The following is an 11,468-nucleotide window of genomic DNA, read 5'->3' on the forward strand; positions in this document are numbered from 1 at the left end:
GCGGTCGCTGCTCCCAGCAGCGTCATTGCGAGCGCAGCGAAGCAATCCAGGAGCCTGTCCGCGGATGCATTTCTGGATTGCTTCGCTGCGCTCGCAATGACGGAGTTTGGGCGGCGACGTAGCTCTTTCAATTCAGGTCTGAAGCGGCAATCAAAGTTCACATCCTCCCCAGGATGAGGTCTTGTTTCGTGGCAAATTCGTCGACCCTCATGATGAGGAGCCCGCGCGTGCGGGCGTCTCGAACCATGAGGCCGTTATGCGGCCTCAGAGCCGCCCAGATAGGCGTCGCGCACGCGGGGATCGTCCTTCAGCGTCCGCGCCGGGCCGGAGAGCACGATCTTGCCGGTCTGCAGGACATAGGCTTCATGCGCGATCTCGAGCGCGAGGCTGGCGTTCTGCTCGACCATGAAGACCGACACGCCTTCCTGGTTGATGGTCCTGATCAGCTCCAGCACGCGGTCGACATAGAGCGGCGACAGGCCCATGGTCGGCTCGTCCATCACGATCATCCGCGGGCGGCTCATCAGCGCGCGGGCCATGGCGACCATCTGCTGCTCGCCGCCCGACAACGAGCCGGCGCGCTGCGACAGCCGCCGGCCGAGTTTTGGAAACAGCGTCAGCATCCGCTCGAGGTCCTGCGCCACCGCGGCTCGGTCGTTGCGCACGAACGCACCCATCAGGATATTCTCCCTGGCGCTCATTTCCGAAAACAGCCGCCGCGCCTCCGGCACCGAGGCGATGCCGCGGCGGACGATCTGCGGCGTGGAAAGTCCGAGCAGCGGGGCGCCGTCGAAGGTCACCTCGCCCGAGCGCGGCTTCACCAGACCAAGGATGATCTTCATCGTGGTCGATTTGCCGCTGGCGTTACCGCCGAGCAGACAGACGATGTGGCCGCGCGCGACGCTGATCGACAGGTCGAAATGCACCTGCGCCTGGCCGTAGAAGGTGTTGACGCCCGACAGCGCCAGCAACGGATCGGCGGTGCTCGTCATGCCGCTGTCTCCTGCTCCTCGCCCTGCGACAAGCCATGACCGAGATAGGCCTCGATGACCTTGGGATCGTTGCGCACGTCTTCGCCCAGGCCTTCCGCGATCTTCTTGCCCTCGTCCATGACCATGACGCGGTCGGACAGGCGCATGACCATTTCGAGCTTGTGCTCGATCAAGAGGATGGTCAGGCCCTCCGCCTTCAGCTCGGCAATCAGCGCCTGCATCTCCGCGGTCTCGGTCGGGTTCATGCCGGCGGTGGGTTCATCGAGCAGCAACAGGTGCGGCTTCAGCGCAAGCGCCCGCGCGATCTCGACGCGGCGACGGTTGGCATAAGAGAGGCTATAGGCCGGCTGATCGATCCGCGGCAACAAACGCTCGCCGAAGCGCGCGAGAATGACCTTCACCTCCTCGCGCAGGCGCTCCTCCTCGGCCCTGACGCTCGCCGGGCGCAGCAGCGCCAGCCCCAATTCCAGGAGCGGGCCGATCACCGGCACCGCCGGCTTGACCGCGCGCAGCCGCGTGTGGGCACCGATCAGGACGTTGTCCATGACGCTGAGATTGCCGAAGACACGGCCGAGCTGGAACGTGCGCGCGATGCCCTGCCCGGCCAGCGTTTCCGGCGCAAGGCCGGTGATGTCCCGCCCTTCGAGACGAACCTCGCCGGCATCGGGCCGGTCGTGCCCGGTCACGAGGTTGAACAGAGTCGTCTTGCCGGCGCCGTTCGGGCCGATGATGCTGACGAGCTCGCCCTTGGCGAGGTCGAGATCGATGGCGTCGACGGCAGTCAGGCCGCCGAACCGCCGCGTCAGTCCGCGCACGGACAGCATCGGAGCGCCGGAGGCAGTCGTGAGATGCGCGTCCATCAGATCGTCCCCAACAGGCCCTGCGGCCTGAACCGCACCAGCAGCAGGAGCACGATGCCGTAGATCAGGATGCGGTATTCCGCCGCGATCCGGAACACCTCGGGCAAGCCGACCAGCGCCACCGATCCGACGACGGCGCCGACCACATTGCCAAGGCCGCCGAGGATCACGACCGTCAACGCCAGGATGGATTGCTGCGTGTTGAAGGTCTCGTGATTGATGTAGGAATAAAGATGCGCGGCGATGGCGCCGCTGACGCCTGCAGCGAAGCCGCCGAAGATGAAGGCCAGCGACTTGTAGCGGTTCAGGCTGAGGCCGTAGGCGCGTGCAGCGATGTCGTCGTCGCGAATGGCGCGGAAGCTGCGGCCAAGATGCGAGGTGAGCAACCGCCCCTGCAGCAGTGCCAGCACGATCATGACGGCAAGGCTGAACCAGTAGACCGACGACGCGCTGATCAGGTCATAGCCGAACAGCGACAAGGGCGGAATCCCGGAAATGCCGATGGGACCGCGCGTCACGCCCTCCCAGTTCAGGATCACCAGCGACACGATCTCGCCGATGGCGAGCGTCGCGATCGACACGTAATGCCCGCGCAGGCGGAATGACGGCGAGATCAGCGTCGTGCCGAGCGCGGCGCTCATCAGGCCGCCGGCGATGACGGCAAGACCGACAGGAACGGACAGGCTCAGCGACAGCAACGCCGACGTATAGGCGCCGATCGCCAGCAGCGCCGCGTGTCCGAGCGAGACCTGGCCGATCGTGCCCGCAACCAGCGTCAGGCTGAGCGCGAGCATGCCGAGCAGCCAGGCGTTGATCAGGGTCTGCAGCACGTAGAACGACACCGGAAACAGCGGCAGGATCGCAAAGCCGCCGACGGCGACAGCCAAGGCCCAACGGGGAATGCGAACGGGACGGCTCGGTGCAATGAAAGTGCCGGTGAGCGGCTCGGGCGGCGCCTGCCGAGCACTTGCGAACAGGCCGTTCGGCCGCAACACGAGCACCAGCACCAGCAGCAGGAATGCAAACAGGTTGCGATAGCTGGTGCCGAATACGGCGACGCCGTAGCTTTCGACAAGTCCGAGCAGCAGACTGCCGACCACGGCGCCGGGGACGTTGCCGGCACCGCCGACCACCTCGGCGACGACGCCTTTCAGCGTCGCCTGCAGGCTCATCGCCGTGTCGATCTGGTTGTAGTACATGCCGACCAGCATGCCGGAGACGCCGCCGAGCGCGGCGGCGATGCCGAACACGGCCTGGTTCACGCGGTTGACGTCGACGCCCATCTGCATGGCCGCGTCGCGGTCCTGCGCGGTGGCACGCACCGCCCAGCCGAGCTTGCTGTAGCGCAGGAACACGAACAGCAGCAGCGCACTGGTGATGCCGACGCCGGCGATCAAGAGGTCGAGCGGGCCGATCGTTCCATTGCCTACCTGGAAGCGGACGTCGGGGAGCTGGCTCGGCAGCGCGCGCGGGTTGGGCGAAAAGGTGAGCATAACGATCTGGTCGAGCACGAAGCTGATGCCGATCGTCGCGAGCAGCGGCGCGATGCGCGCCGAATTCTGCAGGGGACGCAGGCCGAATCGCTCGATGATCAGTCCGACGAGCGCGGCGGCGACCGCGACCACGATGATGGTGAGGGGAAGCGGCGTGTGGAGCTGCACCACCGCCACCCAGCCGATATAGGCGCCGACGAGATAGATCGAGCCCTGGGCGAAATTGATCAGGTGGCTGACGCCGAAGATCAGCGCGAGCCCGACCGCAACGAGGGCATACACATTGCCGACGATCAGCCCATTGATCGTGTAGTCGAGCCAGGAGGACACGCGGGGTTCCTAGTGAAGGGAAAACGGGCCGGAGTGACCACTCCGGCCATGATGTCAGGTCGGCTTGCCATCCCAAAGCGCGAACTGCCCCTTGCGGACGACGAGCTCGGCGTTCATGGCGCCTTTGACGCGGCGGGTCTCGACGTCGAACGTCGCGGCCCCGAAGATGACGCTCGAGACATCGCGGACCTTGGTGAAGGCGTCGCGGATGGCGCGGCGATCGGTGCCGCCGATCCGCACGACGGCAGCCGCCATGTTCATTGCATCATAGGCATAGGCGTTGAAGGCGTCGGGCTCCTGCCCGCTGTATTTCGCCTTGAAGCCCGCGATGAATTTCTTCACCTCCGGCCGCGGATCCTCGGGGAAATAGCGGGTGCCGAGATGGACGTCCTCGACCGCCTCGCCGCCGAGCTCCAAAAATTTCGGCGAGTAGACCGAGCTAGCGGCGCAGATCGTCTGCTTCAGCCCGACCTGGCGGGCCTGACGCGCGATCAGCGCGCCATCGGAATAGTAGGAGATCAGGATCAGCCCGTCGGGACTGGCGTCGCGGACGCGCACCAGGGTGGAGCGGAAATCGCGCTCCTCCGCAATATAGCCCTCGGTGATCGCGACCTCAGCACCATACTCCTTGGCCGCCTTGACGAAATAGTCGCGGCTGGTGCGGCCCCAATCGGTGTTGAGGTGCAGCACGGCGAGCTTCTTGAGGCCCAAGCGCTTCACGGCATATTGCGCCAGCAGCGGCTGCTCGTCGGCCTGGCTGACGGAGGTGCTCCACATGAAATCGCCGCCCTTGGTGAAGTCGGGATGCGAGTTGGTGAAGCCGAACTGCACCAGCCCTCCCCGCTGATAGATTGGAGATGCCGCCATCGACGCCGGGCTGGAGAAGTCACCGAGCTCCATGACGATCCTGGAATCGGAGACGAACTTCTGGGCGATCGCCACCGACTGGCGCGGATCGCTCTGGCTGTCCTCGAAATTGTAGGCAAGCTTGCGGCCGTTGATGCCGCCGGCCGCGTGGATCTCATCCAGCGCGAGATCGAAGCCTTGCTTCCACTGCGTGCCGTATTGCGCGTTCGGCCCGGTCAGGGGACCGCTGACACCGAGCAAGATCGGCTCGGACGATTGCGCGAAGGCCGTGCGCGAGAAGGCCGCTCCCGCCATCATGGTGGCAAGAGAGCCCTTGACCAGGGTACGACGATCGATGTTGCTCATACTCGGCTCCACCCGTTCACATATTGGAGATTGGTCGCAAGTTCTGTGCCAAAGAATCGATCAAGCAAGATGCCTATTTTGTCGGCTCGCCGAGCGAAAGCATTAGCCTGTTGGCCCAGTTGAAGAACGACGCGCCGTTGATGACGTCGACGATTTCAGCATCGTCGAGACCAGCGCTGCGCAGCTCTTCGATGTTGTCTTTTCCGAATGCGATCGGCGTCGTCGCCAGCGCGACGGAAGTCTTCACCACCGCATTCCAGCGCTCGCCGAGATCGGCCTTGATGCCCTCGTCGAGCAGGCGCTGCACGTCGTCGCGGCGCTTCGAGTAGGTGCTGGCAAAGCGCGCATGCACGGCGGCGCAATAGATGCAGCCGTTGTAGCGCGAGGTCGCTGCCGCCGCGAGCTCGCGCTCGGCGCGCGGCAAGCCGTCCGCCACGTTGTAGAAAATATCCTTGTCGGTCTTGGTGCGGGCTTCCAACACTTCGGGATCGCGCACCAGGAGACGGAAATATTCGGACTTGGCGCGGGCGCGATCGACGAGGCCCGCGAAGTGCCGCTCAGTCAGCTCAGCCTCGGGCAGCGGATCGATCCATGCCACCCAGCCGAGCTCATCCTGGGTGAACACGACCGGTGGATTGACTGTGTTTGCAGCGCTCATGATACAGCCTCCTACGCGCTCGCCGCGGCAAGCGTGCGCAGGCCGCTTACGACGCGCACCTGAAACGACAGGAACGCGACGAGTTGGGACAAAGTAACGATGCCGGTGTTCGACCAGCCGGCGCCGAGCAGCGCCTTCACGTCGGCAGACGCGGCATCGCGCGGCCGGAACACCAGGAGATGCGCATGTTCGAGCGCCGCGGCGAGCCGGGCGCCGAGGACCGGCTTGCGATCCGCGCTCACACGGTAGATCAAGCCGGCCTTGTTCTCGATCGACAGCGGGCCGGCCGGAAAGGCGCCATACGGCCCCGAGGTCTTGCCGTGGGCGACTTCCGCCTCGATCGCTTCGACAAGGCCCGCTCCGTCGGTTGCCGCAAGCTTTGCGCGATAGAAGGCGGTCACATTGGGCTCACCGTGGAGGCCGATCACGAAGAGCGCGACCGCCGCGCGCTCCGCGATGGAGAAATCGCTGGCGTCAATCGGCTTGAACAGAGCGAGGTAGCTCTTCTGCGCGTTCTCGCGCGCCTGCGCCCGCCGCGCGCGGATCGCGTCCAGGCTCGATCCGGGCTCGATCCCGGCGAGCGTGTCGATGATATCCGTCGTGCTCATCATTCAGCCTCGTGCAACGCGATTTGTCCATTCCGGCTAGCCTGCCAACGCGACGTCGGCCGCAGCCGTTCGGGTCCAGCCCAGCGCCGGTGCAACCTTGTCCGCGACCAGCTCGATCGATCGGAGGATATAGGGGTGCGGTGGATCGACCGAATGCGCCTGGAAGACGAGGTCGGTCACCCGCTCCAGCGTGGCGTCGGCTCGGAGCGAGGCGACGACGTCGTCGGCCGCGCCCACATGGGTGTCGAACGCCGTAATCATCTCCTCCAGCGTCTCGCCTGGCGCGGCGTGACCGCCCTTCATGAACTGCGGGAGCGCGCGCCGCAGCCCGATATCGGCGAGGCGCATCGCTTCGCGACGGTCCTCTGCGACGAAGACGCTGCGCGATGCCATGATCCGCGGCTCGCATCCTGGCGGCAGCGCCTCAAGATAAGCATCGATGATCGGATTTTGGATCTCGGCGAGCGTGGCCTTCGGCGCCTCCTTGGTGCGGGGCTGGGTCCGCGACAGCAACAGGCCATCGCCAGCCTTGCCCGCGCGCGCGCCACCCGTCACCGAGAATGTCGCCTGCCAGACCCGGTCGCACAGTTGCGGCCGCTGCGGATAGAGCGTATCGCCGCCGGTGAGTGGCTTGCCGGCCAGCGCGCTTCGGACGACCTCGAGATTGCGGGCGAAAATCTCGTTGCGCTGGGCGCTGTCGAGGCCGAAGGCGGCAAAGGCCGACGGGTTGCCGCCGGTGCCGACGCCGAGCTCGAACCGGCCATTGCAAAGAAGATCAAGAACCGCGGCGTCCTCCGCCACCCTCACGGCATTCTCCAGCGGCAAGGTGACGATGCCGGTGCCGAGGCGAATGCGCGAGGTCTGGGCGGTGACGTAGCCGAGCAAGGTGAAGGGCGACGGCAATCCGCCCTCGCGCTCGTGAAAATGATGCTGCGCGATCCACGCGGAATCGAGGCCTGCCTTTTCCGCGTGCACGATCTGCTCCGCCGCGAAGCGGTATCGCTCGGCCGGCGGTGCCTCATCGAGAAGGCGCGTGAAGAACCCCAGTCGTTTCAGGTTTGCAAAGCGTTTCATACGACCCCTGTCGGGCGAGGATTGCCACGGCTCCGATGATGTCGGTTGCCGCGGCCGGAGACAAGCGGGCATTGCGCAAGGCTGCCACGTCGCCCCGATCGCGCCTCCGCCGGAGTTTGGCTGGGCAGTCTGCCTACCAGCTCGGCAGCACCGCGCCCTTGAACTTGGTCAGGACAAACTCCTTGACCTCCGGCGTGTGATAGCTGTCCACGAGGATCTTGACCCAGGGCTTGTCCTTGTCGGCGGTGCGGACCGCGATCAGGTTGACGTAGGGGCCCTTCGGATCTTCGCGCAGGATCGGATCCTTGACGGGATCGAGGCCAGCCTGGGTCGCGTAGTTGGTGTTGATCGCGGCGGCATCAACATCGTCGAGCGCGCGGGGCGCCTGCGCCGCGTCGACCTCGACGAACTTCAGCTTCTTGGGGTTTTCGGCGATGTCCAGTACCGACGGCTTGAAGCCGACGCCGTCCTTCAGCTTGATGACGCCCTTGTCGCGCAGGAGCAGCAGCACGCGCCCGCCATTGGTCGGATCATTCGGGATCGAAATCTTGCCGCCGTCGGGAATGTCGGCCCAGTTCTTGTGCTTCTTCGAATAGACCCCGATCGGGAAATTCACGGTGAGCCCGACCGAGTCGATCTTATAGCCACGGTCGGCCTTCTGATTGTCGAGATAAGGTTGGTTCTGGAAGGAATTGGCCTGGATGTCGCCGGCATCGAGCGCGGCGTTCGGCACGACATAGTCGGAGAACTCGATGAGCTGGATATCGAGCCCGTTCTTCGCCGCGATCGGCTTCACCGCTTCGAGGATCTGCGCGTGCGGCCCCGGCGTCACGCCGATCTTGATGGTCTCGGCCATGGCACCCGCGGACCAGACGGCGAGCAAGGTTGAAAGGATCAGGGGGAGGCGAAACGACATCTTGGTCTCCATGGAACCGGCAATAGCTTGTGTCGTCTTGTCCCGTGTGCAGCACGAAATCAATGAAATGGAAATTCAAATTTGGCCCCGTGGAGGCACGCTGCTTCTCTCTGCGTGGCCAATCGGGAAATGGAACGCGTGGCACGGCCTGAGCATGTGCGCGAGACGAGCCCGCAGCCCCGATCACTCGGGACGCCAGGTCGATGGCGACAGCATGATCAGGGCGCAGATCACGGCATAGGTTAGGAGCGAAACGGTAACCATGCCGGCAACCCCCGCCATTCCCGCGCCAAAGCTGGCGACGGCGATCCAGCCTCCGCCGGCCGCGATCAGGATCCGCGCGACGGATGAGGCGAGCGGGCCCATCGCGCGGCCGGTGCCCTGGGCAGCGAAGGACGCGACGAAGCCGAAGCCGAGTGCGGCATAGGCCGGGGCTACGATGCGCAGATAGACCGTGCCCGCGCGCACCACCTCGGCTTCATGGCTGAAGAGATGCAGCCAGCCCGTTGGAAAGATCGCAACCGTGATGCCGATCGTGCCGGTCATGATCATGCCGAGGACACCGCTGATCCAGCCGATCTTTCGCGCCCGCGCCGTCTGCCCTGCACCCATGTTGACGCCGACCATGGTCAAGGTCGCGGTGCTGATGCCGAACAGGAGCGGGATCATGATGTAGTCGAGCCTCGAGGAGATGCCGTAGCCCGCGAGCGCGGAGGTCCCGAACAGGCCGACCGCGCCGGTGACGAGGATGACGGTCAGATTGGTCAGCACCGCGTTGAGCGCGGTGGGAATACCGACCTTCAGCATGTCGGCGAAGATCGCGGCCCGCAGGCGCACGATGCGCAAGGTGAGACCCGATTGCCCGGAGGCCATGTAGCGCAGCAGGACCAGCATCGCCGCCCCGTAATAGAGGCCGAAAGCGACGCCGGCGCCGCCGATGCCGAGCCGCGGAAACGGACCGAAGCCGAAGATCAGCACCGGCGAGACCGGGATGGTCACGATCGCGCCGATCAAAGTGACCAGCGCGGGCACCTTCACGTTGCCGGAGCCGCGCAGCGCCGCCGCCTGGAGATTGACGATCCAGACTGGAATGGCACCGGCAAAGAGATAGTCGGAATAGGTGATGGCGGCAGCGAGCGCCCCGTCCTGGCCGCCGAGTAGGCTATACAGACGCGGACCGCCGACGATCGCGCCGAACGTGAAGAGCGCGCCCGCGACGACAGCAAGCACCACGGCATGAAACAGCGCCGCATCGGCGTCATCGCGGCGGCCGGCACCGACCGCACGTGCCACCGAGGACGCCACGCCGCTGCCGAACCCGCCGTTCGACATCATGGTCATCAGCATGAAGATCGGGAACACCAGCGCGGCGCCTGCCAGTGCGTCCGTGCCGAGGAAGCCGACATAGTAGGCCTCGGCGATGTTGACCGCCGTCTGCGCCACCAGAACGGCCACGGTCGGCAGCGCGAGCTTGATCAGGGTGGGCAGGATCGGCGCGGCCAGCAGCGCGGCCCGCCTCCGCGCGCTCGCGCTCTGGGCGGGCGGCGCCTCGCGAAGCGGCGCCGTGGCCCGGACCGGGCTTTGCGCTGCTGACAAAGCCGGCGCCGCGGCGTCCTCGACTGACATGCGTTCGATCCTGTGTGCCCCTCATGGACCGCCGCCTATCGGCCGCCCCTATTGTATTATGGCCATAATGTCTTATTATGAGCGTAATGCAATAGGTCCATCCTCACGATTTTGTGGCCGGGTCCGGTCTGTACGCAGGAGGCAGTATTGGCGCGCTACGACAAGGGACAGAGGGATGCGACACGCCGGCATATTCTCGACGTCGCCTCCGCGCAGTTTCGCGAGAGCGGCATCGCCGCAGTCGGCCTTGCCGGGATCATGTCGGAGGCGGGCCTCACCAACGGCGCCTTCTACACCCACTTCGCCTCCAAGGAAGAGCTGGTGCGCGAGGTGCTGCTCGACGCGCTGTCCCGGAGTGAGCAACGGCACGAGGACAATCTCGAGAACGGTATCGCGCTCGAGACGACGATCCGCGACTATCTCTCCCCGCATCATCGCGACCGCGCCGGCACCGGCTGCCCGACCGCCGCCCTCGTTGCCGAGGTCGCGCGGCATCCGAAGGCGACCCGCGACGCCTTCACCCGGAAATTTTCGGACATCATCGCGCTGATGGCGGCGCAAATCCGGCAGGGTTCGCCGGACGAGCGGCGGCGCAGGGTGATCGCGATCTACGCCACCATGGTCGGCGCTCTGCAATTGTCGCGCGCGATCAACGACAGGCAGTTGTCGGAGGAGATCCTGAAAGATGCAGCGGAGGCGGCGGTCAATCTCGCAGGCCCGAAGAGGGCTACAGGAATCGATTGAGTGGCGAAACCTACAGTCGAGGGGATTGCCATCTTAGCTGGCAAAAGGTTCAGCACGCTACGCGGGCGACCTGTTTTCATCCACCGCCAGCCTCGGTCGCCGTCACTGGCGGCAACGCCGATCCAACACCGCTTTCCGCCAGCGCACTATCCACGAGCACAGCAATCAACCAGCAGATCCCAAATCCGTTGAGTCTCTGCGCTCTTGTGCATCTCCAATCGTTCTTCTGTGTTCGGCTCCGAATAGCTGGCAACCGGAATAATTTCACGCGGCACAAACCATCGCTGCGTGATCGGATCGTACCATTTTCCGATGTTCATGTCGCTCACGTCGATCAGTCCACATCGTTGAACCCGTTAAGCCTGGGGCTTGAAGCTCCAGGCAGTTTGCCAACCAAGTGCTTTCGCAAACGTTCCCGATTCCGCACAATTCGTCGTGCGGTATCACGCTCCGTCTATGATGTTCGGAAGCGGCAATCTGCAGTCAGGATGACGGCACTATGGCAACAATGTGCCTGTGGTCGCGACTAGCGCGCCCTCGCCGGATGCAGCGTGCGCGGATGACGCTCGTGCAGCGGCCGCGCGAGGTCTTCGCGCTGGGTGTCGCGCCCCTTCATCGCGGCCTCGAACAGCGCTTCCTGGATATCGCGAGGCATGTCGCCCCAAACCTGCATGGCCGCACGTCCCAGCAGCTTAGCGAAATAGTCCGCTCCATCGCTCATTCGATTCTCCCGATCCATCGCTTTCCCGGCCGGGAACAGGCGCGCATCAAGCCAAGGCAACGCCCATTACTTGGCAACTTTCCCCGGACACGCGCATTAACGGGTAGAAATGGAACAGGACGCGCTCTCACACTCGTGAGCAGCCGGATTTATTTCCCAGCCATGCCGCATGCGGAACACGCGGCGCTTGCGCGCATAATCGTCGCGTTTGCGCGCCGGACACTTTTCGGGGCG

The 11,468-nt window shown here is 64.9% G+C and carries 12 protein-coding genes; 1 reads left to right on the forward strand and 11 read right to left on the reverse strand.

Annotated elements, in window-relative coordinates:
• Positions 1–254: 254 nt before the first annotated feature.
• From MTR72_RS02305 to MTR72_RS02345, 9 genes are all read right to left on the reverse strand, one after another.
• A complete protein-coding gene (locus tag MTR72_RS02305) occupies positions 255–992 on the reverse strand; it encodes an ABC transporter ATP-binding protein (protein WP_280966108.1) in 738 nt (245 codons plus the stop codon).
• Positions 989–1,852: an ABC transporter ATP-binding protein gene (locus tag MTR72_RS02310; RefSeq protein ID WP_280966109.1), complete on the reverse strand. Its 864-nt coding sequence runs from the start codon at positions 1,850–1,852 to the stop codon at positions 989–991. Before MTR72_RS02310 ends, MTR72_RS02305 begins: the two co-directional genes overlap by 4 nt.
• Positions 1,852–3,675, reverse strand: a complete 1,824-nt coding sequence (locus MTR72_RS02315; protein WP_341510039.1) for an ABC transporter permease — start codon at positions 3,673–3,675, stop codon at positions 1,852–1,854. Before MTR72_RS02315 ends, MTR72_RS02310 begins: the two co-directional genes overlap by 1 nt.
• A gap of 54 nt (positions 3,676–3,729) precedes the next feature.
• Positions 3,730–4,887: an ABC transporter substrate-binding protein gene (locus MTR72_RS02320; RefSeq protein ID WP_280966111.1), complete on the reverse strand. Its 1,158-nt coding sequence runs from the start codon at positions 4,885–4,887 to the stop codon at positions 3,730–3,732.
• 73 nt (positions 4,888–4,960) lie between these two features.
• Positions 4,961–5,545, reverse strand: coding sequence for an alkylhydroperoxidase domain protein (locus MTR72_RS02325; protein ID WP_280966112.1), 585 nt, complete (start codon positions 5,543–5,545; stop codon positions 4,961–4,963).
• Positions 5,546–5,556: 11 nt separating this feature from the next.
• Positions 5,557–6,153 carry a CMD domain protein gene (locus tag MTR72_RS02330; protein WP_341510040.1) on the reverse strand — a complete coding sequence of 199 codons (597 nt, stop codon included), beginning with the start codon at positions 6,151–6,153 and terminating at the stop codon, positions 5,557–5,559.
• A 36-nt stretch (positions 6,154–6,189) separates the two neighbouring features.
• Positions 6,190–7,227, reverse strand: a complete 1,038-nt coding sequence (locus MTR72_RS02335; RefSeq protein ID WP_280966114.1) for a putative FMN-dependent luciferase-like monooxygenase — start codon at positions 7,225–7,227, stop codon at positions 6,190–6,192.
• Between the two features lie 133 nt (positions 7,228–7,360).
• Complete coding sequence (locus MTR72_RS02340; RefSeq protein WP_280966115.1) at positions 7,361–8,155, reverse strand: MetQ/NlpA family ABC transporter substrate-binding protein; 795 nt, start codon at positions 8,153–8,155, stop codon at positions 7,361–7,363.
• 171 nt (positions 8,156–8,326) lie between these two features.
• Positions 8,327–9,769: an MATE family efflux transporter gene (locus MTR72_RS02345; RefSeq protein WP_280966116.1), complete on the reverse strand. Its 1,443-nt coding sequence runs from the start codon at positions 9,767–9,769 to the stop codon at positions 8,327–8,329.
• A gap of 147 nt (positions 9,770–9,916) precedes the next feature.
• Between MTR72_RS02345 and MTR72_RS02350 the strand changes: the two genes are divergently transcribed.
• Positions 9,917–10,513: a TetR family transcriptional regulator gene (locus tag MTR72_RS02350; protein ID WP_341510041.1), complete on the forward strand. Its 597-nt coding sequence runs from the start codon at positions 9,917–9,919 to the stop codon at positions 10,511–10,513.
• A 146-nt stretch (positions 10,514–10,659) separates the two neighbouring features.
• Here the strand turns inward: MTR72_RS02350 and MTR72_RS02355 are convergent, their stop codons facing one another.
• The gene (locus MTR72_RS02355; RefSeq protein WP_280971184.1) at positions 10,660–10,842 is read right to left on the reverse strand and encodes a hypothetical protein; all 183 of its coding nucleotides are present in this window, start codon (positions 10,840–10,842) and stop codon (positions 10,660–10,662) included.
• Positions 10,843–11,039: 197 nt separating this feature from the next.
• Complete coding sequence (locus tag MTR72_RS02360) at positions 11,040–11,234, reverse strand: hypothetical protein (RefSeq protein ID WP_280966118.1); 195 nt, start codon at positions 11,232–11,234, stop codon at positions 11,040–11,042.
• Positions 11,235–11,468: the final 234 nt, after the last annotated feature.

The organism is Bradyrhizobium sp. ISRA442, from assembly GCF_038085055.1.
In the GTDB taxonomy this organism is placed as follows: domain Bacteria; phylum Pseudomonadota; class Alphaproteobacteria; order Rhizobiales; family Xanthobacteraceae; genus Bradyrhizobium.